Here is a 25,526-nt window from a genome sequence, read left to right as displayed (position 1 = left end):
GGCGGCCCGGCTCTGGTTCGGCGCGCCGCGCCGCACGGCCTGACGGGTCCGGCCGTGACCGCCGTCCGGACGCCCTCGACCGATCCCCTGACCGCCGAGGCCCCGGCCGCCGACCTGGTGCGTGCCCTGCGCGCGGCGGGGCAGACGGTGGCGACCGCGGAATCGCTCACCGCCGGACTGCTCGCGGCCACCATCGCCGGAGTTCCGGGTGCGAGCGCCGTGCTGCGCGGGGGACTCGTCGTCTACGCCACCGACCTCAAGGCGACCCTCGCCGGGGTGAGCGCCGACACCCTCGACACCGACGGACCGGTGGCCGCCAGCACCGCCGAACAGCTGGCCGTGGGCGCGCGCATCCGGTGCGGAGCCGACTGGGGTGTCGGATTGACGGGGGTCGCCGGACCCGAACCACAGGACGGCCGCCCGGTCGGCACGGTATTCCTGGGATTGGCGGGTCCGGAGGGCACCGAGGTGATTCGGTTGAAACTGTCCGGGGACCGGTGGACGATCAGGGTGACCGCGGTTCGCGCCGCGATCACCGAACTGCTCCGCGGCGTGCGGGGTGGTTGAGGCGTTCGGGAACGCGAGGGCGCCGCTGGGCGTTGTCCAGTCAGGCTCCGGGATTCGATCCATCCGCCCGGCGACGAGTGTGAGGAGAACGAGATGACGCTGCTGCGAGAAGCCATCGGGGAAAGTCTGCGGCGCGCTCGGGTCGCCCAGAGCCGGACGTTGCGCGAGGTCTCCACCTCGGCACGGGTCAGCCTGGGGTACCTGTCGGAGGTCGAGCGCGGCCGCAAGGAAGCGTCCAGTGAGCTGCTGGCGGCCATCTGCCAGGCGCTGGACGTGCCGCTGTCGCAGGTGCTCTTCGATGTGAGCGCGGCCATGGCCGACGCCGACCGCGAGACCGAGCGCGCGGCCGCCGCACCCGCCGGGGCCGCGACGGCGAGCGCCGCCGCGTCCGGTTCCGGTGTGACGCCGCGCGGCGGGGACGGCGCGTTCGGCCCCCGGTTCGTCATTCCGGCGCCCAAATCGGATCGCCTGGTGCTGGTCGCGGCCGACTGAACACTGTGTGATGGAGCCGAAAGGGATAAATTCTCGGTAGGCTTCGTGCCGGGAGTGTTGTGCGGGGACGGTCCCCTAGGGGGCCGTCCCGGATTTCAACGGCTACCGCGCAGTGGAGGATAGGGACACAACGGGGTGCGTGACGGTCGCGCACTATGTCGCGTGGGCTCGCGCGGCACGTCAGTATGGAGGCGGGATCAATCGATGGCTAATCCGTTCGTCAAGGCCTGGAAGTACCTGATGGCCCTCTTCGACTCGAAGATCGAGGAGCACGCGGATCCGAAGGTTCAGATCCAGCAGGCTATCGAGGAAGCCCAGCGCCAGCATCAGGCCCTGTCGCAGCAGGCCGCGTCGGTCATCGGCAACCAGCGTCAGCTGGAGATGAAGCTCAACCGCCAACTCGACGAGGTGGAGAAGCTCAACGCCAATGCCCGCCAGGCGGTCATGCTCGCCGACCAGGCCACCAACGCCGGGGATACCGAGAAGGCGATCCAGTACACCAATGCCGCCGAAGCTTTCGCGGCGCAGCTGGTGACCGCCGAGCAGTCCGTCGAGGATCTGAAGGTGCTGCACGACCAGTCGCTGCAGGCCGCCGCCCAGGCCAAGAAGGCCGTGGAGCAGAACGCCATGCTGCTGCAGCAGAAGGTGGCCGAGCGCACCAAGCTGCTGTCCCAGCTGGAGCAGGCCAAGATGCAGGAGCAGGTGTCGGCGTCCCTGCAGCGGATGGACTCCACGCTCTCCGCCCCCGGCACCACCCCGAGCCTGGACGCGGTGCGCGAGAAGATCGAACGCCGCTACGCCAATGCGCTCGGCGCCGCCGAACTGGCCCAGAACTCGGTGCAGGGCCGCATGATGGAAGTGCAGCAGGCCAGCATCCAGATGGCGGGCCACAACCGCCTCGAGCAGATCCGCGCCTCCATGCGTGGCGACGCCCTGCCTTCCAGCGGTGCGTCCCCGCAGCTCAACCAGGGCCAGGCCGCCGCCAACCCGGCCCAGCCGCAGCTGGACAAGGACCGCAGCGCACAGCAGCAGTAGTGACCGAGCGCTCCGGCGGGCCCTCGCCGGGAGCGCTGCGCAGCAATCAGGCGAAAGGTTCGACCGATGGGGAGATCGCGGGCAGCGGGTGAGCCCGCGAGCCCCCGCGCCCGCTTCCGCCGCAAACCGGTAGCGGAGCGCTCGACCGGATTCCGATTCCCGATCCCGGGCCTGGGGTCCGCAGCCGATCGGGACGCGACGCCCCCGGTTGTCCCGCCGCCGGTCGCGAAGAACTCTTCCGGCTCCTCGTCTCCGGGTGAATACGGCCCCGCCGGTCCCGACGCCGCCGGTCGGACGACATCCGGGTACCCCTCGCCCCCGCGCCCGGCCGCACCGGAACCGTCGGACCGTCTCGGCCCTGCGCCGACCGGAACGGCCCATCAATCCAGCGGTGCCACAATCGCTTTCGGTGCGGCTGGCTATCGGCCGGACCACGGGGTCGGGGACTGCCCCGATCCGAGTGCGACAGGTGCGTCTCCGCATGCGACCGGTGCGTCCACAGGCGCACCGGTACGGCCGTGGAACCCCTTGCCCGGCTTCGATATCGGCGTCGTGCGCGACCGGTGGGCGGCGACCGCCGAACGGGACATCTCGCGCGACGAGCCCCGGGACCAGCCACGCGGCATCTACCGGGACTCCGACGCCGGGCGGCAGCGAACCCGGGAGGACGACGGATCCGTCGATGACGCATCGGACCTCCGCTCCGGCGGCGATGTCGGGCATGACGATCTGCCTGGCCATCCCGGGCACGGTGGTCGGCGAAGCGATACTGGGCGCGACCGCTCGCGCGATGGTGTCGGGCGTGGTGCCGCCAGCGGCGATGGTTCGCCTGGTGCGGCCCGGCGCAGCGATTCGCGTGGGGATCTGCGGGACGGACGGACTGGTGGCGTGTTCGGTCGGGGAACTGGTGCTCGTGGGGCGGCCGGTGGCCGCGAATCGACGGTGTTCGGGGTGCGGGGGGCTCGGGAACGGGCCGGTGAGACCGTTCGGGAGATGTTGGCTCCGGCCGGTGTGGAGCCGGAGGAGTTGGCGCAGCGGCTGCCCGAGGCGCTGCGCGGGATGGGGGAGCAGGCATTCGCCACGGTGCGGCGCTGGGCCGATCCGCGGGAGCGCGAGTTGCGCAAGCGGCGGCGGGTGCGGCGGCGCAGCCTGCGGTTGGGCACCGCCTCCGGGGTGACGACCATCGGCACCATCGGCCTGGTGCTGATCTCCGCGCCCGCCTGGGCCGTGGTGGTGGTCGGCGGCGGTGCGGTGGCCTTGGTGACCGGGGCGGCCGTGACTACCAAGCGGTACCTGCAGATTCGCAACGACCCCCTGCCACCGGCCGCATTCCAGCCCAGGCGGCTGCCACCGGCGCGGTCGGCCGCGCGGGCGGCGATCGCGCGACTGGTGCGGGCCGAGCGCGCCATGCACGGCCTCGGCAATCAGATCGCCCGCTCGGGGCGGCTGCCCGCCGACGACCTCACCGACACTCTGGAGACCGCCGGGTCCGGAGCGGCCGCCCTGCATGCCCTGGCCGCCGACATGGTCGCCATGGAACGTGCCGCGAGCGCCCTGTCCCCAACGAATTCTCCTGTAGCCGAACATATTCGGATCGCCGCCGGACGCCTCGACGCCGGTGTCGCCGAATACGAGCGAATCGTGGCCGCCACCGCCCAGGTGCTCGCCGTTCCCGAGAGCGCCGCGCTCGCCGACGACCTGGGCTGGGCCATGGTGGACCTCCGCGACGCCGCCGACCGCCTGGACGGCTGGGCGCAAGCCCTCACCGACCTCGCCGACGGCCGCTACCGCGCCACACCGCCCACGGCCTGACCAATCGGAGCGTCGCCACCACATCCGCGCTGCTCGACCGCCCGTGGTGCGATCGGCTGGAGCCGCTGCTGTGAGCGTTGCCGCGCCTGGCTGCCTCGTGCTGTTCGATCGCTCGCGCCGTGGTTGGCTGGAGCCGCTGCCGTGAGGGTCACCGCGCCTTGCTGCCTCGCGCCGTGCGATCGCTCGCGCCGCGGCTGGCTGGAACTGCTGCCGCGCCTGATCGCCCCGCGCCGTTCGACCGGCTGTGCTGACCGGTGCTCGCGGACCGGCTGTGTCGCTCGGCGCGTTCGCATGCCTGAGCTCGGTCCGGCCGTTGCAGCACCTCGTGCTGCCTGCTCGGCTGGGGTATCGGATGGTCGGCCGCGAGCGGTGTCTGCTGTCGATCGGGTGTGTCCGTGCGGGCGCTGCCGGGCGGGTGCACATCCGGTCGGCCGTGGCGTGGGCTCAGGGGGAACCCTGAACTTTCCCGGATATTGGCGCTGACCTGGTGTTTTTCTCTTGCGGCCCTGCGAGTATGGAGGGTGTCGGATCGCGCGAACGCCGGTTCGGGAAGACTTCGGGAGGTACCAATGCTGTGGAAGATCATCGGCGTCGTCGCGGTGGTGTGGATCGCGCTGGCCATTATCGGCGCGCTGATCAAGGGCCTGTTTCCGATCCTCATGATCAGCCTCGTGGTATTCGGGCTGTACCTGCTGTACAAGGCGATGTCGGGCTCGGACAAGTCGACGATCAGCAAGATGTAGACGCACCGGCACAGCCGATCGGGCCGCCCGCGATTTTTCGCGCGGGCGGCCCGATGCCGTGTCGGCCGATCGTCGGCTCCGGCCGCACGTCCCAGCCCTCGCGCTTCGGGCGCGCGGATCGCGAGCGCGAGTCGTCGTCCCTCGTCCGGGGAACAGTCCACGCGACCGAACCGTTGACCGCGCTATGGCTATCGCGATCATCGCCACCGCCTACGGTGGCCCGGAAGTCCTGACTCCCATCGAGATCGACGTGCCCGCGCCCGGGCCGGGTGAGGTGACCGTCGAGGTGCGGGCGGCCGGAGTGAACCCCTTCGACTACAAGCGCTACTCCGGAGCGTTCGGCACCGACCCCGATGCCCTGCCGATGCGGCTGGGTGGCGAGGTATCCGGTGTGGTGACCGCGGTGGGACCCGACGCCGTCGGCCCGGCCGGTCCGATCCACCTCGGTGACGAGGTGCTGGCCCGGGTGGACGGCGGCTACGCCACCGCGGTCACCGCGCGGGCCGACCGCGTGGTCCCCAAGCCGAAGGCGGTGAGCTGGGAGGTCGCGGCCGGAATCCAAGCCGTCGGCGGAACCGCCGTCCACACGCTGGCGGCCACCGCCGTGCGCGCGGGCGACACGGTGCTCGTGCACGGTGCGGCGGGCAGTGTCGGCGCGACCGCCGCACAGTTGGCCGTCGCGCGCGGCGCGCGGGTGATCGGCACCGCGGCCCCCGCCGCCACGAACGCCTACGCGGCTACGGCGTCGAACCGGTCGCGTACGGGCCGGGGCTCGCCGATCGCGTGCGCGCGCTCGCTCGCGGTGGCGTGGACGCCGCCATCGACACCGTCGGCACCGACGAGGCCGTCGACGTCTCCCTGGCGTTGGTCGCCGACCGTGCGCGCATCGCCACCATCGCGGCCTTCGCGCGGGTGGCCGAGACCGGTATCAAGGCCCTGGGTGGTGGTCCGGGCGCGGATCCGGGCACCGAGATCCGCGCCGGGGCGTGGCGGGAACTGCTCGAGCTGCTCGGCGCGGACAAACTCGAACTCGTCGTCGCCGCGACCTATCCGCTCACCGAGGTCGCCGCCGCGCACGAGTTCGTCATCGCGGGCCATGCGGGCGGAAAGGTCGTACTGCTGCCCTGATTCGGGCAATTCGCCATCGGAGGCGACCGCCGTCGCATATGTTGTTGCCCACAACATTTAGTCGGTGCGCGGTCGCCTACCCGTGACCGCCGCTCGAAAGGTCACCCGATGAGGACGAAAACCCCGCTCCCGCCCCGAAACTCCCGGCGCACCCGCCGCCCGGGGTACGCGCTGTGCGCCCTGGCCATATCCGGGCTCATGGCCCTCACCGCCTGCGGCTCCAACACCACCCGCGACGACGGCCCCACCACCGCGGCGGGCGGCGGTGGCGGCAGCGGCACCGTCGGCGTGATCCTGCCGGAGACCGCCACCTCCGCCCGCTGGGAGTCCTTCGACAAGCCCATGCTCGAACAGGCTCTGCGCGCCGAGGGTTTCGACGCCGACGTGCAGAACGCCCAGGGCGACGTCCAGAAGTTCAGCGCGCTGGCCGACGGCATGATCGCCCAGGGCGTGAAGGTGCTCATCATCGCCGCCATCAACAGCGAGGTGGGCAGCACCGTCGCCGCCAAGGCGCAGCGCGCGGGCATCCCCACCATCGACTACGACCGGCTCAGCCTCGGCGGATCCTCCGACTACTACGTGTCCTTCGACAATGTGCGCGTCGGCGAACTCCAGGGCCAGGCCATGGCCGACGCCCTGCGGGACAAGCCGGGCGCGGAGGTCATCGAGATCGAGGGGGCTCCCACCGACAACAACGCGACCCTCTTCCATCAGGGGCAAACGAATATCCTGAAGCCGCTTTACGATTCGGGCGCGCTGCAGCTGGTGCACAGCCAGCCCATCGACGGCTGGGACAACCAGAAGGGCGGCACCGTCTTCGAACAGCTGCTCACCGGCAACGGCGGCAAGGTCGACGGTGTGGTCGCCGCCAACGACGGACTGGCGGGCGCGGTGATCACCGTGCTCAAGAAGAACGGCCTCAACGGGCGGGTGCCGGTCACCGGCCAGGACGCCACCGTGGAGGGCCTCAAGGCCGTGCTGCGCGGCGACCAGTACATGACGGTGTTCAAGCCGATCCAGGCCGAGGCCGAGGCCGCCGCCGCATTGGCCGCCGCCCTGGCCAAGGGCGACAAGGCCGCCGCGGACGCGTTGGCCCAGGACGTGAGTCAGGATCCGAAGGGTGATCGCGAGGTGAAATCGGTGCTGCTGGAACCGCAGACGATCCTGAAGGATCAGGTGAAGACGGTCATCGACACCGGCTATGTGCAGGCCGCCGACGTCTGCTCCGGTGACCTGAGCGCCACCTGCGCCGAACTCGGTATCGGCTGATCCGCCATGACCGAGCCATTGCTCGACATCACCGGGCTGAACAAGAGTTTCGGCCCGGTGCGGGTATTGCACGAGGTGGACTTCACCGTACCGGCCGGATCGGTCACCGCCCTGGTGGGCGACAATGGCGCGGGCAAGTCCACGCTGGTGAAATGTATCGCCGGCATCCACGCCGCCGATTCCGGCACGGTGCGCTTCCGCGGCGAGGAAGTCCGCATCCACGGACCCAAAGACGCTGCCGCCCTGGGCATCGAGGTCGTCTACCAGGATCTGGCGCTGGCCGACAATCTCGATATCGTCGCGAATATGTTCCTCGGCCGCGAGCGCGGCCGACCCTGGTTCCTCGACGAGGCGAGTATGGAGGAGGCGGCGCGGCGCACCCTCGCCTCCCTGGGCGTGCGCACCGTGAAATCGGTCCGCACTCCGGTCTCGGCGCTGTCCGGCGGGCAGCGGCAGACGGTGGCCATCGCCAAAGCCGTACTGTGGAACAGCAATCTGGTGCTGCTGGACGAACCCACCGCCGCGCTCGGCGTGGCCCAGACCCGCCAGGTGCTCGACCTGGTGCGCAGGCTCGCCGAACAGGGGCTCGGGGTGGTGCTGATCAGCCACAATCTCGCCGACGTGTTCGAGGTGGCCGACCGCATCGCCGTGCTGTACCTGGGCCGGATGGCAGCGCAGGTGCGGGCGGCCGATGTCACCCACGCCCAGGTGGTGGAGCTGATCACCGCGGGCCGGTCCGGCGAACTCGGGCTGGCGCGACCGGAGGCGGTGGCGCTGTGAAGGTTTCCGAATCCGCCGCCTCGCCGGCCGCCGACACCGCGGTCTCCGACTTCGGGATCGACACCACCGCCATGTCCACCCGGGATGCGCTGCGCGACTATCTCATTCGCGTGCGGTCCGGCGATATCGGTTCGCTGCCGGCCATCTTGGGCCTCGTCGCGCTGGTGGTGCTGTTCTCGACGCTGTCGGATGTCTTCCTCTCGCTCAACAACATCGCCAATCTGCTGGCGCAGGGCGCGGGGCAGACCATCATCGCCATCGGCATCGTCTACGTGCTGCTGATCGGTGAGATCGACCTGTCCGCGGGCACCGCCTCCGGCGTGGCGGGCGCGGTCCTGGCCATGCACTACGTGGAGAACGGGAATCTGCTCGCGGGCATGGGATCGACGGTCTTCATCGTCTTCGTGACCATGCTGGTGCTGGCCGCCGCCCTGGCGGCGTTCCTGCGCATCTGGCCGGGTGTGTTCATGTCGCTGCTCGGCGTCGCCATCACCGTCATCGGCTTCGAGGCGAACCCGTGGGTGGAGATGCTGCTCGCGGTGTGCGTGGGCACCGCCATCGGCTGCATCACCGGTTTCCTCATCGCCAAGATCGGGATGCCCTCCTTCGTGGTGACGCTCGCGCTGTTCCTTGCCTGGCAGGGCGTGATCCTGCAACTCATCGGTGAGGGCGGGGTGCTGGGCATCAGCTCCTCGCATGTGCTGAACCAGGTCGCCAACGGCAATCTGTCCACGGTCGGCAGCTGGGCGCTGTTCGTCGTCGCGGCCGGCGGCTATGCGGTGGTCACGCTGGGCGGGCATCTGCGACGCCGCAAGCGCGGACTGGTGACCCAGCCGACCCCGCTGGTGGTCACGAAGGTGGTGGCGCTCACCGGATTCGCGGCCGTGGTGACCGCGCTGCTCACCGTGAACCGGTCGCCGAGCGATCTCATCGAGATCTCCGGCGTGCCGTACGTGGTGCCGATCGTGCTGGCGCTGCTGGTGGTCGGCACCTATGTGCTCAACCGCACCACCTACGGTCGCCACATCTACGCGGTGGGCGGCAACCGGGAGGCGGCGCGGCGCGCCGGTATCGACGTGACCCGGCTGCGGGCCAGTGTTTTCGTGATCAGCTCGGCGTGCGCGGCGGTCGGGGCCATCGTCTACTCGTCCAAGGTCGGCTCGGTCGACCCGCAGGCCGGCGGGCTCAATACGCTGCTGTTCGCGGTGGGCGCGGCCGTGATCGGCGGCACCTCGCTGTTCGGCGGCAAGGGCCGGGTGGCCGACGCCGTCATCGGCGGTGCGGTGCTGGCGGTGGTGGCGAACGGTCTGGGGCTGCTGCGCCAGCCCGCCGCGGTGGTCTCCATCGTGACCGGACTGGTGCTGCTGCTGGCCGCCACCGTCGACGCTCTGTCCCGCCGTCGCAGCGCCGCGTCGGGACGGTGAGCGCCGCAATGGTATTCCTGATGCCATGACCGTCGCCCGCCCGGACGAGGTGCGCCGCTTCAACCGGTCCAGTCTGCTGCGGCTGCTGCACATCGGCGGACCGGCGACCAGGGCGGCCCTCGCCACCGACCTCGGACTCAACCGGTCCACCATCAAGATGCTGGTGGACGGGTTGGCCGAGGCCGGGATCGTGGAGGAGCGGGTGCCGCGCCAGACGCCCGCGGGTGCCGGGCGCGGGGCCGGGCGGCCGTCGCTGCTGGTGCTGCCGCAACCCCAGGCGGCGGTGGTGCTGGCGGTGGACGTGCAGGTCGAACGCACCGCCATCGCGCTGGTGGGATTCGGCGGGCACATCCTCGGGCGCAACAGCTGGAATCTGCACGGGCGGCAACGCGATCCGATCGAAGTGGTCACCCATGTCGCCGAATCCGCCGCCCTGCTGGCCGGTGATCTCGGCGTGCACCCGGTAGCGGTCGGCATCTCGGTGCCCGGGGTGGTGCGCCGCACCGACGGATACGTCCACACGGCGGCCAACCTGCGGTGGTCGGAAGTGGCGCTGGGGGAGCGCATGTCGGCGGTGCTGGGGCTGCCCGTCGCGGTCGGCAACGACGCCGAATTCGGTGCTCTCGCCGAACATGTGCGTGGCGCGGGCCGGGGCACGGCCGACGCCGTCTTCGTCTCCGCCGATGTAGGCGTGGGCGGCGGTCTCATCGCACAGGGCGGCATTCTGCGCGGCGCGGCCGGATACCTCGGCGAGATCGGGCATATGACCGTGCGCCCCGACGGGCGGGCCTGCCACTGCGGCAATGTGGGCTGCTGGGAGAGCGAGGTCGGCCAGGCCGCGCTGTGCCGGGCGCTCGGCCTGCCCGAACACGGTCCGCGCGGTGGAATCGTCGCCGAACTGCGCGCCCTGGAACGGGATTCGGACCCGCTGGCGCGGCTGGGGGAGTACCCCGACTGGTTGGTGCTCGGCCTGGTGAACGTGGTGAACGTCCTCGGCCCCGAACTGGTGGTGCTCGGCGACCTGTTCACCGCCCTGCCCGATGCGGTCGTCGCGTGCGTCCGGGACCGGGTGCGCGAGCGCAGTATCGTCAGCCGGGCCCTGGGTGGGGTTCGGATCGAGAAGTCCACGCTGGGAGCGGATTTGAAGTTGCTGGGGGCGGCCGAGGCGGCGTTCGAGGGGGTGTTGGGTGCGCTGTGAGACGAGATCCGGGCAGGTCGCGCCCGACTGGGCGCGGCGCCCGAGTGTTCGGGCGCGCGCGGATGTTTGAATACCGCCATGGAGCAGTTACCCGAGGACTGGCAGCGCGGCGTCGTCATCGTCGCGCATCCCGATGACATCGAGTACGGCGCGGCCGCGGCCGTGGCGCGCTGGACACGGCAGGGCAAGGATATTCGCTATGTGCTCGTCACCAGCGGTGAGGCCGGTATCGCGGGGTTGCCGCCCGCGGAATCCGGGCCGCTGCGCGAGGCGGAGGAGATCGCCGCCGCCAAGGCCGTGGGGGTCGGGGAGGTGGAGTTCCTCGGCTATCCGGACGGGCGGGTCGAGGAATCGCTCGCGCTGCGCCGGGATCTGGCCGCCGCCATCCGCCGCCACCGGCCGGAGATGGTGATCCTGTTCAACTTCGGCGATACCTGGGCACCCGGATACGCCAACAGCGCCGACCATCGGGCGGTGGGCCGGGCCGGTCTGGACGCCGTCTCCGACGCGGGCAACGAGTGGATCTTCCCCGAACTGGCGGAGCTGCCCGTCTGGTCGCCGCGGTGGGCGGCGGTCACGGGTCCGAAGGTTACCCACGCCGTGGACGTCACGGATACCATCGAGCCTGCGGTGGAATCCCTTGTCGCTCATGGCCGCTACCTCGCCGCGTTGAGTTCGGACCCGGTGCTGGAGCAGGCGCGCGCCATCGTAGACATGTCGACCGGGCCCATCGAGGGCTTCCCGGCCGCTCGCGCGACGGGGTTCGAGCTGTATTACTTCGGTGGCTGAGTCTTCGGGTTCGCCGCCGGGATCACGGGTTCGGCCGCTGAGCCGAGTGCAGCCGTACCCGCGAGGGGCAGGCGGGCGCGATATCGACACTGAAATATGCGTATCTGGGCATAGATAACCGGCATGTCATGCGCCGAACGCCCCAGCGCAGTGGTGTGTAGCGCCCCTGCGCAACGGTGTGTGCTGAGTTCCACCCGCGGATATGGCACGCTGGGCGCGTGCGAGTAGCGGTGGTGGCCGGGCCGGATCCGGGGCATGCGTTCCCCGCGATCGCCCTGTGTCTGCGATTTCTCGAGGCGGGCGATGAGCCCGTGCTGTTCACCGGGCCGCGGTGGTTCGACGCCGCGAAGCAGGTCGGTATCGGGGTGCGGCGGCTGAAAGGGCTCGCGCCCCGGGCCGAGGACGACGATGCCGACGCCGGCCAGCGGATCCACGAACGCGCGGCCTTCATCTCGACCGAGATCCTGCCCGATATGAGTGCGATGCTGCCCGATCTGGTGGTCTCGGACGTGCTCACCGCGGGCGGTGGGATGGCGGCCGAGCGGATGAAGGTGCCGTGGGTGGAACTCTCCCCGCATCCGCTGTACCTGCCGTCGAAAGGGCTGCCGCCCATCGGAAGTGGGCTCGCGCCGGGGGAGGGGCTGAGCGGCCGGGCCCGCGACGCGGTGCTGCGCGGAATGACCGCCCGCGCCATCCGGCAGGGCGAGGAGCAGCGCGAGCGAGCCCGGGCGGGCATCGGCCTGCCGCCCGAGGATCCCGGTCCCGCGGCGCGGCTGGTCGCGACCCTGCCCGCGTTGGAGGTGCCCCGCCCGGATTGGCCGGACAACGCGCACCTGGTCGGCCCGCTGCTGTGGGAGCCGACGGCGAATGTTCTCGACCTGCCGCCGGGTGACGACCCGCTGGTCATGGTCGCGCCGTCCACCGCGCACACGGGTGTCAGCGGCATGGTGGACACCGTGCTCGAGGCGCTCGACGGCGCCGGGGTGCGGGTGGCGATCTCCATGCTGGACACCCCGCCCGCCGAGCTGCCACCGTGGGCAACAGCGGGTTTGGGTCGACAGGACGAGTTGCTGCGGCACGCCGCTGTCGTGATCGGCGGCGGCGGCCACGGGCTGCTGGCGAAATCGCTGCTGGCCGGCGTGCCGGTGGTGACCGTCCCGGGTGGCGGCGATCAATGGGAGCTGGCCAATCGCGCGGCCCGCCACGGCAGTTCGCTCCTGGTCCGCCCGCTCACCGCCGAGGCCGTCCGCACCGCGGTGCGCCGGATACTCGACGAGCCGACCTTCGCCGAGCGCGCCCGCAAGGCGTCCGCCGACGCGAGTGTGGTCTCGGACCCCGTGCCGCTGTGCCACGAGGTGGCCGCCGCAGCGCGCACACATCGCTAGCCGAGGTGGCTCGCGGCGAGCACGCCGGTAGCCGAAGGTGGCTCGCGGTGCGAACACACTCACACCGCTAGCCGAGGTGGCCCACAGCGAGCACGCCGCTAGCCGAGGTGGCTCGTGGTGCGAACACACTCACACCGCTAGCCGAGATGGCTCGCGCCGCGCACATCGCTGGCCGAGGTGGCTCGCGGTGCGCACACACTCTCGGCCGGGGTGGCTTCGGTGCTTGGCGGACGCGCGCCCGACCAGCCGTGGCGTTGCGACGAGTGGTGGCCTCCGACGGCCGCGTGCGTGATGTCGCCCGCACGCGGCCGAGTGGGCGCGGACCGGGCTCGTACCGGCGTTCGTGCCCTCGCGTAGGCTCGCGGCCGTGCGGTTGACGGAGTTCCAGGAGCTGTTGTACACCGAGTTCGGTACGGCGCGCGGGGATGCGCTGCTGAGCGACCACGTGCTGCCGTCCATGGGGAAGACCGGGGCGCAAGCCATCGAGGCGGGGGTCGATCCCCGCGATGTGTGGCGCGCCCTGTGCGCCGAATTCGATGTGCCCAAGGCGCGGTGGTGAACTAGGCGCGTCAGGCGTTGCGCGCGTAGTGCCGGGCCGCCTTGGCGCGGTTGCCGCAGGTCGCCATGGAGTGCCACCGCCGGGCGCCGTTCTTCGAGGTGTCGTAGAACCAGAGCACGCAGTGCGGGTGTGCGCACTGCTTGATGCGGTCGGGCGCCGCCATCAGGGTCAGCAGATCGTCGGCGGCCAGCCAGCCCGGTAGCCATGCGGGGTCGCGGACCTCGATCTCGTCCCGGGGGCCGTGGGCGGTGAGGGTGCGGCGGATCCGCCCGTGGTCGAGGATGTCGTTGAGCTCCTCGAGATCGTCGCCGCGCGCCGCGTGCAGGATGGCCTCGCGTGCCCGCACGAGGGCGTGCAGGGTCGCCGTGTCGGCCGGACAGCGTTCGGCGAGATCGTTGTCGGCCAGCCATTGCCGCAATCCCGCCACGTCGGAGAGCAGATCCTGCAGTCCTTCCCCGCTCATCCAGCGGGTGTTGAGCAGGTCCAGGGCGAGCGGCTCTCCGAGGTGGGGGCGTGGAACGGGCATGCCTGAGGGTAACCAGCTTCCGGTCCGGTTCGGTTGCGGCAGTGCCATTCTAACCACTCAAATCATTTAGGGGGTTGACAGCGGTTCCCCGCTGCTTCTAGATTCTAACCATCAAAACAACACAAACCAGTTAGAGCTTCCTCGGAGGAAATCATGACCGCGGTCACCGCACCCCAGCTCGCCACCGGCCACATCGGCTTGAACGTCACCGACCTCACCCGCTCGGTGGACTTCTACCGCCGCGCCTTCGGCTTCGAGCAGCTCGGCGCGAGCACCGAGGGTGAGCAGCGCTTCGCCTTCCTCGGCGCAGACGGCAAGCTGGTGCTGACCCTGTGGCAGCAGAGCGATGGCGAGTTCTCGGCGAAGATGCCCGGCCTGCACCACCTGTCGTTCCAGGTCGACAGCCTGGAGCAGGTGCGGTCGGTGGAGTCGGTGCTGAAGGATCTGAATGTGAGCTTCGCCCACGACGGCGTCGTCGCCCACGGTGAGGGCGCCTCCTCCGGCGGCATCTTCTTCAGCGACCCCGACGGCATCCGGCTCGAGGTATACGCGCCGAGCGGCGCCGAGGCCGCCCCCGCGCCCAGTGGCTCCGCCCCCACCTGCGGATTCTTCTGACCGACATCGTGATTCACCCGGTGCGGGCGCTGCGCCCGCACCGGGGCGGACGAATACCGGAGAACGAGATGACCACCAGCTACCACCCGGGTGAGGTGGCCGTGCAGCAGCGCATGGGCCAGTCCGATATCGCCCAGCACGTCGGACGCATGATCCGCGCCGAGATACCGCACACCGCGGCGGCCTTTCTCGCCGAACAGCCGCTGGTCGTGATCGCCGCCGCCGATGACGCGGGCCGACTGTGGGCGAGCCAGCTGATCGGCCCGGCCGGATTCGCCCGCGCCACCGACGAGCGCACCATCGTGGTGGACGCGCTGCCCACCGCCGCCGATCCGCTCGCCGAACCCCTGCGTTCCACCCGGCACATCGGCATGATCGCCCTGCAACCGCAGCGCCGCCGCCGGATGCGCGTCAACGGCGTGACCGAACCGACCGAGCGCGGGCTGCGGATCACCACCGACCAGGTGTACTCCAACTGCCCCAAGTACATCACCCGCCGCACCATCGACGACTGGAGCGGCGCGTCCGCGGTGACCGTGCACCGATCGTCCGAGTTGACCGCCGCGCAGCAGCGGGCGATCACCGCCGCCGACACCTTCTTCATCGCCTCCGCCGATCCGGACGGCAATGCCGACGCCTCCCACCGCGGCGGCAATCCCGGCTTCCTCCAAGTGCTCTCGCCCACCCGCCTGCGGTGGCCGGACTACCGCGGCAACTCCATGTTCATGACGCTGGGCAATATCGCCGCCGACCCGCGCTGCGGACTGCTGATCCCGGACTGGCGCACCGGCTCGACCCTGCAGCTGACCGGAACCGCGGAAATAATCTGGGACGACACGACATTCGCCCCCGGCTCACAGGCCACGGTGGACTTCACCGCCACCGAGGTCGTCGAGATCGCCGGTGCCAGCCCGCTGCGCTGGGGTGCGTCCGAACTGTCTCCCGTGAACCCCTGAAGCCACCCTCCGAAAGGATCCGCCATGCGACCCCCACTGCCCCCGTTCGATCTGGAATCGGCCCAGACCAAGGTTCGCGCCGCCGAGAACGCCTGGAACACCCGCGATCCGGAAACCGTCGCGCAGGCGTACACGGAGGATTCCGTGTGGCGCAATCGCGATGAGTTCATGACCGGCCGCGCCGAGATCGTCGACTTCCTGAAGCGCAAGTGGGCCAAGGAGAACGGCTACGCCCTGCGCAAGGAACTCTGGGGATTCCGGGAGAACCGCATCGCCGTCCGCTTCCAGTACGAATGGCACGACGAGGACGGCCAGTGGTACCGCAGCTACGGCAACGAGCTGTGGGAGTTCTCCCCCGAGGGGTTGATGTCGCGGCGCGAGGCCAGCATCAACGACACCCCCATCGCCGAAGCCGACCGCCGCATCTTCGGCCCCCGCGGTCCGGAGGAGGAGAACGCACTGCTGCCGATCCGGTGACACCCGTCGAGCCCCCGTCCGCGCCCGCCCCTCGGGCGGGGGCTCGGTTGTGCCCCGCCGTGGCCGTGCGGGACCATGGAGTTCGCGGTGCCCGCGTACCGCGATCTCTTCTGAGTGTGTTCGGTGATCTGTTCCCGCTACCAGGAGGACGACGATCTATGCGCACCATTCGGAACTACCGCCGCTCGGCCCTGCTGACGGCCGCTCTCGGTGCGACAGCCACGGCTCTCGTCGCCACCGCGGCCCCTGCGGTCGCTGCCAACTCCATCGACGTCACGGGCGTCGGCCCGGCCAATATCGGCATCGACTACAGCTGCGAGCCCACGGCCGGAGTGGTCGCCGCCAAAGTGCTGGTCGGCGCGCCCGAGGCGGACAGCCCCTCGGCCTCGGGCTCCCATTCCGCCCTCATCTGCGATGGCTCCGCCCGGTCCGCCGTGATCGCGCTGACCGGCGCACCGCTGTCGGCGGGGCAGACCGTGCAGGTGCGGGTCGCGCTCGTCGACCACACCGACACCGTGGTGTCGGGTCGGGCGGAGGTGGTCACGCTCGGCTAGTGGTGTCTAATGACGTATTCGTGACGGACGTCATAGTTGTGTACTAGCCTGGGGTGGTCGGCACCGTCTGAGTGGGGACCGCCATGACCTACAGCACCTATCTGGACCTGGAGACGCTGCTCGGTGCGCAGCATCCGGTCAGCAGGCCGCCGCAGCACGATGAAATGCTGTTCATCATTCAGCACCAGACCACGGAACTGTGGCTGAAATTGGTGCTGCACGAGATACGCGCGGCGCGTGCGGCTTTCGACGACGATGCGCCCGATATCGCGCTCAAGGGCATCGCGCGCGTGAAACACATCCAGCAGACGCTGACCGAGCAGTGGTCGGTGCTGGCGACGTTGACGCCCACCGAGTACGCGCGGTTTCGGGGAGCGCTCGGAAACTCCTCGGGGTTTCAGTCGTATCAGTACCGAGCCGTGGAATTCATTCTCGGCAACAAGAATCCCGCGATTCTGGCCGTTTTCGCCGACGAACCGCACGCCGCCGCGGAGTTGACGGCACTGGTCTCCGAACCCACGCTCTACGACGCCTTCTGGCGGCACCTGGCGCGCACCGGACTGGAGGTGCCGCGGTCGACGCTGGAGCGGGATGTCACCGGACGCTACGCACTCGATCCCGCGCTGCTCCCCTTGGTGAAATCGGTGTATCAAGCCCCGCAGCAGTATTGGTCGGTCTACGAGACCTTCGAGGAACTGGTCGACCTGGAGGAGAACTTCCAGCTGTGGCGGTTCCGGCATCTGCGGACGGTGCTGCGGACCATCGGGTCCGCGCGGGGGACCGGGGGAACCAGCGGCGCGGGCTTCCTGCGCCGCGCTCTCGAGGTCAGCTTCTTTCCGGAACTCTTCGCCGTCCGCACCGAAACGGGGGCCCCATGACCCGCAGCGACACCGACTTCACCGCTCGGGCAACGGCTCTCGACGCCGCCGATCCGCTGGCGGCGTATCCGGGCGAGTTCGTCGGCCACGACGATCCGGAGATCGTCGCCTATCTCGACGGCAACTCCCTCGGCCGCCCCACCCGCCGCACCGCCGAACGCCTGTCCGCGTTCGTGACCGAGGCGTGGGGCCGCAGACTCATTCGAGGCTGGGACGAGGAGTGGTTCGAGCTGCCGCTGACCCTCGGCGACCGAATCGGCGGCACCCTGCTGGGCGCAGCGCCCGGACAGACCACCATGGGCGACTCCACCAGCGTGCTGCTCTACAAGCTCGCGCGCGGTGCGCTGGCCATGCGGCCCGGACGCACCGAGATCGTGCTCGACCGCGACAACTTCCCCACCGACCGCTATCTGATGGAATCCATTGCCGCCGACAGCGATATGACGCTGCGCTGGATCGACGCCGACTTCGACGGTGGCGTCACCGCCGCGGACCTGGCCGCGGTGGTGTCCGAACGCACCGCGCTGGTGGTGCTCAGCCATGTCGCCTACCGCTCCGGCTATCTGCTCGACGCGCCCGCCCTCACCGCCGTCACGCACGCCGCCGGGGCCATGCTGCTGCTCGACCTGTGCCATTCCGTCGGCGCGGTGGAGATCGAACTCGACACCTGGGGAGTCGATTTCGCGGCCGGATGCACCTACAAGTACCTCAACGGCGGGCCCGGATCCCCGGCCTTCGCCTATGTGCGCGCCGACCATCTGGCCGATTTCCGGCAGCCGATCTGGGGCTGGATGGGCCGGGAGAATCCCTTCGACATGGCACATGGTTACGTGCCCGCGCCCGGCATCCGGCGGGTGATCAGCGCCAGTCCCGGCATCGTGGGGATGCTCCCGATCCAGGACATGCTCGACCTCATCGAGGCGGCCGGGATGCCGCGGGTGCGCGCGAAGTCGGTGGCGCTCACCGAATTCGCACTCGATCTCGTGCGGGAATGGCTGCTGCCCCGAGGCGTGACGGTGTCCTCGCCCATCGATCCGGCCCGGCGTGGCGGGCACGTCACCATCGACCACCCCCGGTTCCGGGAGATCACCGCGCGGCTGTGGCAGCGTGGCGTCATGCCCGATTTCCGTCGGCCGCACGGTATCCGCCTGGGCCTGAGCCCGCTGAGCACCACGTTCGGTGAAGTGCTCGCCGGAGTGGCCGCCATCCGCGCCGAGCTCGACGCCGATCTCGATGTCTGAACTCCACGCCGTCGGCGCCATCCTCGACGACATCGATTCCCGGCCCGGCAGTGTCACCTCGCTGGCGCGGACCGTACTGGGCGCGTACGTGCGCGAACTCGGCGGCTGGATCGCCATCGCCGATTTCGGCGGGCTGCTCGCCGCACTCGGGGTGCCCGAGCAGAGCGCGCGCACGGCGGTCACCCGGCTGAAGGGCAAGGGTGTGCTCGATGCCGAAACACGCGGCGGCCGCAGCGGATACCGTCTCACCCCGGCCGCCGAGGCCATGTACGCCCGGGGCGACGCCCGTATCTTCGGCTTCCGGCGGATGGGCGAGGACGATCCCTGGCAGCTGATCTGTTTCGGCATTCCGGAATCGGCGCGCGCGGCGCGACATCAGCTGCGCCGCAGGCTGTCCGCCATCGGCTGCGGGACGGTCGCGCCCGGGCTGTGGATCTGCCCGCACTATCTCGCCGACGAGGCCGCGGCCATCGTCACCGCACTCGGACTCGACGAGTACGTGACCACCTTCCGCGCCACCGACATGACCGTGCCGACGACGCCGCGTACCGCGGCGGCTCAGTGGTGGGATCTGGACGGCCTCGCCGGGCGGTACCTGGCCTTCCTCGCGCACCACGGCAGGGGCTTCGCCGACGACACGGCCGGTGACGCGGACGCGGTCGAGAAGCGTGCCGCCGACGGGGCGGCGGGTGATCGGGGTGCGGCGGCGCCGCGGTGGGTCGATGACGACGAGCGGGCGTTCCGGATCTTCGTCCCGCTGCTGGACGAATGGCGGACCATTCCCTACCTCGATCCCGGACTGCCCGAGCGCATGCTGCCCCCGGACTGGCCGGGACCGGCCGGCGTGCGGCTGTTCGCCACCGCTCGGGACCAATGTCTGGGGCCGAGTCTGCGCTGGGTACGGTCGGTCGTCGACCCTCGGTAGCCGACCGTGCGCGGCGGGTCGCCCGACCGATCCGCGTGTCGAGGGGCGCGTCGCTTGCATCGAACACCTGTTCGTCTAAGCTCGGCGGCGGAACTTGTCGGTGCCGCCCTCTAACGTGGGCGCCAACCACAGATTGAGACTCACCCGTCGAGAAGGGGACCAGACGATGGCACCACAGGCTTTTGACCGCGACAAGGCGCTCGAACTGGCGTTGGCGCAGGTCGAGAAGAGCTTCGGCAAGGGCGCGGTCATGCGCCTGGGCGAAGAGGCGCGCCAGCCCATTTCGGTGATTCCGACCGGCTCCATCGCGCTCGACGTCGCCCTCGGCCTCGGCGGTCTGCCGCGCGGCCGCATCGTCGAGGTCTACGGTCCGGAATCCTCCGGTAAGACCACCGTCGCCCTGCACGCGGTAGCCAACGCGCAGGCCCAGGGTGGCGTGGCGGCCTTCATCGACGCCGAGCACGCGCTCGATCCGGAGTACGCCCGCAAGCTGGGTGTCGACACCGACGCGCTGCTGGTCTCCCAGCCCGACACCGGTGAGCAGGCCCTGGAGATCGCCGACATGCTGGTGCGCTCCGGCGCCATCGACATCATCGTCATCGACTCGGTGGCCGCGCTGGTGCCGCGCGCCGAGATCGAGGGCGAGATGGGCGACAGCCACGTCGGTCTGCAGGCCCGCCTGATGAGCCAGGCGCTGCGCAAGATGACCTCCGCGCTCAACAACTCCGGCACCACCGCCATCTTCATCAACCAGCTGCGCGAGAAGATCGGTGTCATGTTCGGCTCGCCCGAGACCACCACCGGCGGTAAGGCGCTGAAGTTCTACGCCTCGGTGCGCCTGGACGTGCGCCGTATCGAGACCCTCAAGGACGGCTCCGACGCGGTCGGCAACCGCACCCGCGTCAAGGTCGTCAAGAACAAGGTCAGCCCGCCGTTCAAGCAGGCCGAGTTCGACATTCTCTACGGCGTGGGCATCTCCAAGGAGGGCTCCATTATCGATATGGGTGTCGAGCAGGGCTTCATCCGCAAGTCCGGCTCCTGGTACACCTACGAGGGCGATCAGCTCGGCCAGGGCAAGGAGAACGCCCGCAAGTTCCTGCTGGAGAACACCGACGTGCGCGACGAGATCGAGAAGAAGATCAAGGAGAAGCTCGGCATCGGCGCGGATGTGACCGTGGGCGACGAGGCCCCGGCCGACTTCTGATCCCTCGATGACCGACCGGGACACCCCCGAGCCCCGGCCCGCCTCGCCGGGGCACGGCAACACCCGCCTGGAAGCGGTGGAACGCCTCCGCCGCCAACTCGACGCCATCGAATCCCGTGCCCGCAAGTCCGACAAACAGTCGCACCTCGCCCGCTACGGCACCGGTGTCTACAGCGCCGAGACCTACGGCCGCCGCTCGGACGAGGACGACGTCGACGAGGGGTACCCGGCGGAGGATCCCACCGCGCGCCGTGCACCGGCGCGGCGGCGAACAGTCGCGCCCGACACGGGGTACGACGTCGAATCCGATGCGGAGGAGCCGTATTCGGTGACGGCGCGGCCGCGTCGCGCTCCCACTGGGGCACGGTCGTGGCGGGGGCGTGACGATGCGGCCGCGGCCCGGGATGTCGTGCCAGGGCATGTCGCCCGCCACAGGGTGGAGGGGGACGAGGATGTCGACGGCGACCTCGCGAGCGGCAGCCGTGACGGCGGTGGTCGCGGGACCGACACCTCCGACACCTCCGAGGGCGTGCATCGTCGCGGCAGGCGATATCGGAGCGCGGATAACGATGCGGAGTTCGACGGGGAGCGGAGCCGGGGCGGTTCGGGTTCCGCCGGACCGGGCGGTGAGCCGGGGGAGTCCGATGGGAGGCGTGGTCGGGGGCGTGGAGCGCAGCGGCGGTCGGCCGGTGGGGGTGAGCCGGGGGAGGGGCTGCCCGGGGGCGGGACCGAGGCGCAGGCGAAGGATGTGTGCCTGCGGTTGCTGACCGATCGGGCCCGGAGCCGGGCGGAGTTGGCGGATCGTCTGGCGGCGAAAGGGTTCTCCGCCGAGGTGGCGGGGCGGGCGCTGGACCGATTGGCCGAGGTGGGATTGATCGACGACGCGGCGTTCGCGGAGCAATGGGTGCATTCGCGGCACACCTTCTCCGGAAAAGGAAAGAAGGCGCTGGCGCAGGAATTGCGGCGTAAGGGGGTCGCGCCCGAGGACGCGGAATCGGCGCTGGCCGGGATCAGCGCCGAGGACGAGCACGAGCGCGCCACCGAGTTGGTGCGGCGCAAATTGCGCACCCTGCCGCGAGATCTGGATCGGGAGAAGGCCATTCGCCGGTTGGTGGGCATGCTGGCGCGGCGCGGATACAATCAGTCCACCGCCTTCACGGTGGTGAAAGCCGAACTGGCCGACCGGGATCTCGCCGAACCCGACTCCCACTGACGAGCGCCACCGGATTCCCACCGGCGGATTTAATCGAGCGCGCGGTCGGAATGTCTCGTCTACTATCGCGAAGGACGGCTGCGGCCGGACGATAGCGGGGGTGGGAGAATGGGACCTCGTCTACCGGTTGTGAGATGCGACCGGGATGCCGGGTGGGGGCGACGGATGGAGAACCCGTCGGTGACTATCGGGGTGGTAGCCACGAAATTCACTGCGCCGTGCGCGTTCACGGGAACCCCGTACGCGTATCGGCTTGACGATACGACCGGTCGACGGGGCCGGGCGCTACCGCACACCGGCTTAACGCCGTGCGTCCGCAGCAGCAGAACGGTGCGCCCGTTCCAGCGGTCCGACCGATCCGCCTCCCGCGACACGGCCGCAGACTCCCCGGATGCGAGGGCCAACCGGTGAGCAGTGAGTCGGACGCCGAGCCGACCCCACCCCCTCCCGACCCCGCGGCAGCCGACCCGGCAATGCCCGGCCCCGATCCCGCGTCCCGATCCGCCCCGACCGATGGTCCGCCCGGATCTACACCCGATACCGCTCGGCCCGGCCACGCGGCCGTCGAGCACCGCTCCGATTCCACTCAGCCCGACCGCACCGCGGCCGGGCCCGTCCGCGAGGAAACCGCGCCTGTGACCGATGCACCCGTACCCGCCGTCGACGCTCCCGCTGCCGAAGCACCCGCCACTCCCGAGGAAGCGGCCACACCACCGTGCGACGGAACCGAGGCAGCAGTGCCCGGTGCCGCGCCCGATCCTGCGGCGGTGCCCTCGAGTCCTGAGCACGGTGCGTCGGGACCCGCGACGGATCGGTCCGGCGCGCCGGGCGGGCCACCGCCCCGCATTCGGCGGGTGGCGCTGCCGGACCGGGAACGGCCCGTCGGACCGTGCACCGGATGCCGAGGGGAGAACTACGACCGTGCCGGGCACTGCGCGGGCTGCGGAATGCCGCATCAACGGCAGGATCGGTTCGAGGCCGACCTCGGGACGGTATGCGTCGTCACCGACCGCGGACTCGTGCACGAGCACAATGAGGACTCGGTGGCCGTGGCCGTCCTGGACGGCCCGGCCCCCGGCCAGCCCGGCGCGACCGTGATCGTGGTCTGCGACGGTGTGTCCACCTCCGAGGATCCACAGGCCGCATCGGGTGCCGCGGCACGGGCCGGGGTCGCGGCGAGCCTGGCGGCGTTCGGCGCGGGCGCGGTGCTGGAGGAGGTGGCGCTGGCCGGACTGTCGGCGGCCGCCAAAGCGGTGCGCGCCGTCGGAACCCCCGAGGGCCGCGCCCCCTCGTGCACCTACGTCTCCGCCGTACTGGTACCGACGGCGGACGGCACCCACATCACGGTCGCGAACGTCGGTGACAGCCGCGCCTATTGGCTCGCCGCTCCCGCTCCCAGCGCTCCCGGTACAGCCCCAGGGCGTGCCGCGCCGGGCGCGCCCGCGCCATCGGGCGCGACCGGCACAACGACAGGCGCCAGCGTGTCCACCGGGCCTGGTGCGTCCGCCGCGCCCGGTGCAGTCGTGGGGGGCACCGCGGCGGGTGCGCCCGCTACCCCCGGCTCACCCCAAGCGACCGACACAGCGGCAGGCACCGGCGCGTCCGCCGGGCCTGGCGCATCCGCTGCGCCCGGTGCAGCAGCAGGGAGCACCACGCCAGGTGGGTCCGCTCCGTCCGATGTATCGGACGCGACCAGCACAACCGCCGGCACGAGTGCGTGGACAGGATCTGGCGCGTCCTCCGAGTCCGGCGCGTCCGCCGGGTCTGGCGCGATGGGTGCAGCCGTGGAAAGCACTGCGCCGGGTGGGTCCGCTGCGTCCGGCGTATCCGGCGTGACCGACACAACGGGGGCAGGGACCAGCGCGATCGCCGGGTCCGGTGTGGCAGCCGGGGCCGGGGCACCCGGTCACCTCGGCGTGGTCACCGGATCACGCCGTCTCACCGATGACGACTCCCTGGCCCAGGACTTCATCAAAATCAGCGGTGTGGACGAGCGCACCGCCATGAGTATGCGCGGGGCGCATACGCTCACCCGCTGGCTCGGCGCGGATATCGGCACCACGCCCTGGGCGGAGGACAGTGTCCGCTCGATGCACGCCACCGGTCCGGGCGCGTTGCTGCTGTGCAGCGATGGCCTGTGGAACTACCTGCCCGAGGCGGAAGCGTTGGGGGACTACACCTTCGGGCCTGCGGGCGCGACCGGTCCGGTCGGGCTGCCGGAGGCCCGCGCCCTGGTCGACTTCGCCATCCGTCAGGGCGGCAGTGACAACATCACCGTCGCGCTGGCTCCCGTCCCGGGTGCCGCCCAGCCGCCTCGGTAATGCGGGCGTACCGGTCCCCAGCAGCGAAAACGGCGTCCCGCCAAGCGTTTCGGTAGCGTGGTCGCCGTCGGATCTCTTCATGGTGGACAGGTGGGGCGCGGCCGTGGGTCGCGGTGGTCAGGAGGATGACATGGTCGACAGCGGTACCACCGAATCGATCGAGGTGGTGGGCGAGGACTTCCACGCCGATCCGCACCGGTACTACGACCGCTGGCGTGCCCACGGTCCGGTGCACCGGGTGCGCTTTCCGGGCGGCTCCCCCTGCTGGGTGATCATCGGCCACGCCGAGGGCCGCGCGGCCCTGGCCGACCCCCGGTTGCGCAAGAACGCCGACGACCTCTACGCCCTGTTCCGCGCCAAGAACGTGCGGACCCTGTCGGATTCGAACGCCCAGGCGCTGGCCGCGCACATGCTCAACAGCGATCCGCCCGAACACACCCGGCTGCGAAAACTGGTGAACAAGGCGTTCCTACCGCGCCGCGTCGCCACCCTGCGCCCGCGCATCGAGGCGATCACCGCGGGTCTGCTCGACGAGATGGCCGCACACGACGAGGTCGATCTCATGCGGGTCTTCGCGAACCCGCTCCCGGTCACGGTGATCTGCGAACTGCTGGGCATACCGTTGGACGCCCGCGCCGACTTCCAGTCGTGGACACGGGTGCTGGTCTCCTCCGGGAATCGGGTGGAGGAGCGGGAGGCCGCCACGCTGGGCATGTCGGAGTACCTGCGTCGGCTCATGGCCGACAAGCGCGCCGATCCGGGTGACGACCTGTTCTCCGATCTGGTGCACGCCGCCGAGGACGGCGACCGGCTCGACGAGCGGGAACTGGTGGCCATGGCGTTCCTGCTGCTGGTCGCCGGGCACGAGACGACCGTCAACCTGATCGGCAACGGCACCTACGCCCTGCTGCGGAACCGATCCCAGTGGGAGACGCTGCGCGAACATCCGGACCGGGTGCCCGCCGCCGTGGAGGAGTTCCTGCGCTACGACGGCCCGGTCGGCTGGTCCACCATCCGATACACCGCCGAGCCCGTCCGCATTTCCGGAATCGATATTCCCGCAGGGGAATTCGTCTACATCGCCCTGGCCGCCGCCAATCGCGACCCGTCCCGCTACGACTCCGGCCCGGACCTCGATATCGACGGAAACACCTCCGGGCACCTGGCCTTCGGCCACGGCATCCACTTCTGCGTCGGCGCGCCGCTGGCCCGGCTGGAGGCCGATATCGCCTTCCGCGCCCTGCTACGCCGCTTCCCGCACCTGGAATTGGCCGATGCGGCCTTCACCCCCGCATGGCAGACCAGCGTGCTGATGCGAGGCATGAACGAGCTTCCGGTGCGGCCCAAGGGAAGCGGGTAACGCCGCGCGATCGAGCTGTGCTGCACAGCAGTCGACCCCGCTGCAGCAGTGGACCCCGCTCCGCGGCTGCGAAGC

General features: G+C 70.5%; 24 protein-coding genes and 1 pseudogene. 24 read left to right on the top strand and 1 reads right to left on the bottom strand.

Features of this window, described 5'->3' with window-relative positions; genetic code table 11:
* Nucleotides 1-54 precede the first annotated feature (54 nt).
* The 13 genes and pseudogenes from ON31_RS20040 (at nt 55) to ON31_RS19975 (ending at nt 13,181) form a co-directional block, all read left to right on the top strand.
* On the top strand, nt 55-567 hold the full coding sequence (locus tag ON31_RS20040) for a CinA family protein (protein WP_051037513.1): 513 nt from the start codon (nt 55-57) through the stop codon (nt 565-567).
* A gap of 93 nt (nt 568-660) precedes the next feature.
* Complete coding sequence (locus tag ON31_RS20035; RefSeq protein ID WP_039815750.1) at nt 661-1,059, top strand: helix-turn-helix domain-containing protein; 399 nt, start codon at nt 661-663, stop codon at nt 1,057-1,059.
* A 204-nt stretch (nt 1,060-1,263) separates the two neighbouring features.
* Nucleotides 1,264-2,094, top strand: a complete 831-nt coding sequence (gene pspA / locus ON31_RS20030) for a phage shock protein PspA (protein ID WP_039815749.1) — start codon at nt 1,264-1,266, stop codon at nt 2,092-2,094.
* 993 nt (nt 2,095-3,087) lie between these two features.
* Nucleotides 3,088-3,906 (top strand): phage shock envelope stress response protein PspM, encoded by an 819-nt coding sequence (gene pspM, locus ON31_RS20025; protein WP_051037516.1) that lies wholly within the window; start codon nt 3,088-3,090, stop codon nt 3,904-3,906.
* Nucleotides 3,907-4,475: 569 nt separating this feature from the next.
* Complete coding sequence (locus tag ON31_RS37315; protein ID WP_039815747.1) at nt 4,476-4,649, top strand: hypothetical protein; 174 nt, start codon at nt 4,476-4,478, stop codon at nt 4,647-4,649.
* 184 nt (nt 4,650-4,833) lie between these two features.
* Nucleotides 4,834-5,777 (top strand): annotated as a pseudogene (locus ON31_RS20010) (NADP-dependent oxidoreductase).
* A 108-nt stretch (nt 5,778-5,885) separates the two neighbouring features.
* Nucleotides 5,886-7,046: a sugar ABC transporter substrate-binding protein gene (locus tag ON31_RS20005; protein ID WP_081592589.1), complete on the top strand. Its 1,161-nt coding sequence runs from the start codon at nt 5,886-5,888 to the stop codon at nt 7,044-7,046.
* Between the two features lie 6 nt (nt 7,047-7,052).
* Nucleotides 7,053-7,826, top strand: a complete 774-nt coding sequence (locus tag ON31_RS20000) for an ATP-binding cassette domain-containing protein (protein WP_029928267.1) — start codon at nt 7,053-7,055, stop codon at nt 7,824-7,826.
* Entirely contained in the window at nt 7,823-9,250 is a 1,428-nt protein-coding gene (locus ON31_RS19995; protein ID WP_039815744.1) for a sugar ABC transporter permease, read from the top strand. Before ON31_RS20000 ends, ON31_RS19995 begins: the two co-directional genes overlap by 4 nt.
* A gap of 25 nt (nt 9,251-9,275) precedes the next feature.
* Nucleotides 9,276-10,448 (top strand): ROK family transcriptional regulator, encoded by a 1,173-nt coding sequence (locus ON31_RS19990; protein WP_039815742.1) that lies wholly within the window; start codon nt 9,276-9,278, stop codon nt 10,446-10,448.
* A 78-nt stretch (nt 10,449-10,526) separates the two neighbouring features.
* Nucleotides 10,527-11,237: a PIG-L deacetylase family protein gene (locus ON31_RS19985; protein ID WP_039815740.1), complete on the top strand. Its 711-nt coding sequence runs from the start codon at nt 10,527-10,529 to the stop codon at nt 11,235-11,237.
* A gap of 218 nt (nt 11,238-11,455) precedes the next feature.
* Nucleotides 11,456-12,622: a glycosyltransferase gene (locus ON31_RS19980; RefSeq protein WP_039815738.1), complete on the top strand. Its 1,167-nt coding sequence runs from the start codon at nt 11,456-11,458 to the stop codon at nt 12,620-12,622.
* 367 nt (nt 12,623-12,989) lie between these two features.
* Nucleotides 12,990-13,181: a DUF3046 domain-containing protein gene (locus ON31_RS19975; RefSeq protein ID WP_029928276.1), complete on the top strand. Its 192-nt coding sequence runs from the start codon at nt 12,990-12,992 to the stop codon at nt 13,179-13,181.
* 10 nt (nt 13,182-13,191) lie between these two features.
* Here the strand turns inward: ON31_RS19975 and ON31_RS19970 are convergent, their stop codons facing one another.
* Nucleotides 13,192-13,707, bottom strand: coding sequence for a CGNR zinc finger domain-containing protein (locus tag ON31_RS19970; protein WP_039815736.1), 516 nt, complete (start codon nt 13,705-13,707; stop codon nt 13,192-13,194).
* Between the two features lie 153 nt (nt 13,708-13,860).
* On the opposite strand from ON31_RS19970, the gene ON31_RS19965 reads away from it, so the two are divergent.
* The 11 genes from ON31_RS19965 (at nt 13,861) to ON31_RS19915 (ending at nt 25,451) form a co-directional block, all read left to right on the top strand.
* Entirely contained in the window at nt 13,861-14,322 is a 462-nt protein-coding gene (locus tag ON31_RS19965) for a VOC family protein (protein WP_039815734.1), read from the top strand.
* A 68-nt stretch (nt 14,323-14,390) separates the two neighbouring features.
* The gene (locus tag ON31_RS19960; protein WP_039815783.1) at nt 14,391-15,278 is read left to right on the top strand and encodes a pyridoxamine 5'-phosphate oxidase family protein; all 888 of its coding nucleotides are present in this window, start codon (nt 14,391-14,393) and stop codon (nt 15,276-15,278) included.
* A 24-nt stretch (nt 15,279-15,302) separates the two neighbouring features.
* Entirely contained in the window at nt 15,303-15,755 is a 453-nt protein-coding gene (locus tag ON31_RS19955; protein WP_039815732.1) for a nuclear transport factor 2 family protein, read from the top strand.
* 158 nt (nt 15,756-15,913) lie between these two features.
* Nucleotides 15,914-16,309, top strand: a complete 396-nt coding sequence (locus ON31_RS19950) for a hypothetical protein (protein WP_039815731.1) — start codon at nt 15,914-15,916, stop codon at nt 16,307-16,309.
* Nucleotides 16,310-16,392: 83 nt separating this feature from the next.
* Nucleotides 16,393-17,187 carry a tryptophan 2,3-dioxygenase gene (locus ON31_RS19945; protein ID WP_081592588.1) on the top strand — a complete coding sequence of 265 codons (795 nt, stop codon included), beginning with the start codon at nt 16,393-16,395 and terminating at the stop codon, nt 17,185-17,187.
* Nucleotides 17,184-18,428, top strand: coding sequence for a kynureninase (locus tag ON31_RS19940; protein ID WP_039815730.1), 1,245 nt, complete (start codon nt 17,184-17,186; stop codon nt 18,426-18,428). Before ON31_RS19945 ends, ON31_RS19940 begins: the two co-directional genes overlap by 4 nt.
* Complete coding sequence (locus tag ON31_RS19935) at nt 18,421-19,353, top strand: PaaX family transcriptional regulator (protein WP_039815729.1); 933 nt, start codon at nt 18,421-18,423, stop codon at nt 19,351-19,353. The genes ON31_RS19940 and ON31_RS19935 overlap by 8 nt, the downstream gene beginning before the upstream one ends.
* Nucleotides 19,354-19,519: 166 nt before the next feature.
* Nucleotides 19,520-20,557: a recombinase RecA gene (gene recA, locus ON31_RS19930; protein ID WP_029928296.1), complete on the top strand. Its 1,038-nt coding sequence runs from the start codon at nt 19,520-19,522 to the stop codon at nt 20,555-20,557.
* A 712-nt stretch (nt 20,558-21,269) separates the two neighbouring features.
* A complete protein-coding gene (recX, locus tag ON31_RS38070; protein WP_039815779.1) occupies nt 21,270-21,770 on the top strand; it encodes a recombination regulator RecX in 501 nt (166 codons plus the stop codon).
* Nucleotides 21,771-22,405: 635 nt separating this feature from the next.
* Nucleotides 22,406-24,091 (top strand): hypothetical protein, encoded by a 1,686-nt coding sequence (locus tag ON31_RS36805; RefSeq protein WP_147287104.1) that lies wholly within the window; start codon nt 22,406-22,408, stop codon nt 24,089-24,091.
* 130 nt (nt 24,092-24,221) lie between these two features.
* Nucleotides 24,222-25,451, top strand: coding sequence for a cytochrome P450 family protein (locus ON31_RS19915; protein WP_039815776.1), 1,230 nt, complete (start codon nt 24,222-24,224; stop codon nt 25,449-25,451).
* Nucleotides 25,452-25,526: the final 75 nt, after the last annotated feature.

Origin of the sequence: Nocardia otitidiscaviarum NBRC 14405 (assembly GCF_000308635.1) — a bacterium.
Taxonomy (GTDB): Bacteria; Actinomycetota; Actinomycetes; order Mycobacteriales; family Mycobacteriaceae; genus Nocardia; species Nocardia otitidiscaviarum.
This window is presented reverse-complemented; position numbering and strand designations above follow the sequence as displayed.

Bases quoted from the DNA above. Each gene is read 5' to 3' on its own strand.
- ON31_RS20035 (WP_039815750.1), top strand. From the start codon at position 661: ATGACGCTGCTGCGAGAAGCCATCGGGGAAAGTCTGCGGCGCGCTCGG.
- pspA (WP_039815749.1), top strand. From the start codon at position 1,264: ATGGCTAATCCGTTCGTCAAGGCCTGGAAGTACCTGATGGCCCTCTTC.
- pspM (WP_051037516.1), top strand. From the start codon at position 3,088: ATGTTGGCTCCGGCCGGTGTGGAGCCGGAGGAGTTGGCGCAGCGGCTG.
- ON31_RS37315 (WP_039815747.1), top strand. From the start codon at position 4,476: ATGCTGTGGAAGATCATCGGCGTCGTCGCGGTGGTGTGGATCGCGCTG.
- ON31_RS20005 (WP_081592589.1), top strand. From the start codon at position 5,886: ATGAGGACGAAAACCCCGCTCCCGCCCCGAAACTCCCGGCGCACCCGC.
- ON31_RS20000 (WP_029928267.1), top strand. From the start codon at position 7,053: ATGACCGAGCCATTGCTCGACATCACCGGGCTGAACAAGAGTTTCGGC.
- ON31_RS19990 (WP_039815742.1), top strand. From the start codon at position 9,276: ATGACCGTCGCCCGCCCGGACGAGGTGCGCCGCTTCAACCGGTCCAGT.
- ON31_RS19985 (WP_039815740.1), top strand. From the start codon at position 10,527: ATGGAGCAGTTACCCGAGGACTGGCAGCGCGGCGTCGTCATCGTCGCG.
- ON31_RS19970 (WP_039815736.1), bottom strand. From the start codon at position 13,707: ATGCCCGTTCCACGCCCCCACCTCGGAGAGCCGCTCGCCCTGGACCTG.
- ON31_RS19965 (WP_039815734.1), top strand. From the start codon at position 13,861: ATGACCGCGGTCACCGCACCCCAGCTCGCCACCGGCCACATCGGCTTG.
- ON31_RS19960 (WP_039815783.1), top strand. From the start codon at position 14,391: ATGACCACCAGCTACCACCCGGGTGAGGTGGCCGTGCAGCAGCGCATG.
- ON31_RS19955 (WP_039815732.1), top strand. From the start codon at position 15,303: ATGCGACCCCCACTGCCCCCGTTCGATCTGGAATCGGCCCAGACCAAG.
- ON31_RS19950 (WP_039815731.1), top strand. From the start codon at position 15,914: ATGCGCACCATTCGGAACTACCGCCGCTCGGCCCTGCTGACGGCCGCT.
- ON31_RS19945 (WP_081592588.1), top strand. From the start codon at position 16,393: ATGACCTACAGCACCTATCTGGACCTGGAGACGCTGCTCGGTGCGCAG.
- ON31_RS19940 (WP_039815730.1), top strand. From the start codon at position 17,184: ATGACCCGCAGCGACACCGACTTCACCGCTCGGGCAACGGCTCTCGAC.
- ON31_RS19935 (WP_039815729.1), top strand. From the start codon at position 18,421: ATGTCTGAACTCCACGCCGTCGGCGCCATCCTCGACGACATCGATTCC.
- recA (WP_029928296.1), top strand. From the start codon at position 19,520: ATGGCACCACAGGCTTTTGACCGCGACAAGGCGCTCGAACTGGCGTTG.
- ON31_RS19915 (WP_039815776.1), top strand. From the start codon at position 24,222: ATGGTCGACAGCGGTACCACCGAATCGATCGAGGTGGTGGGCGAGGAC.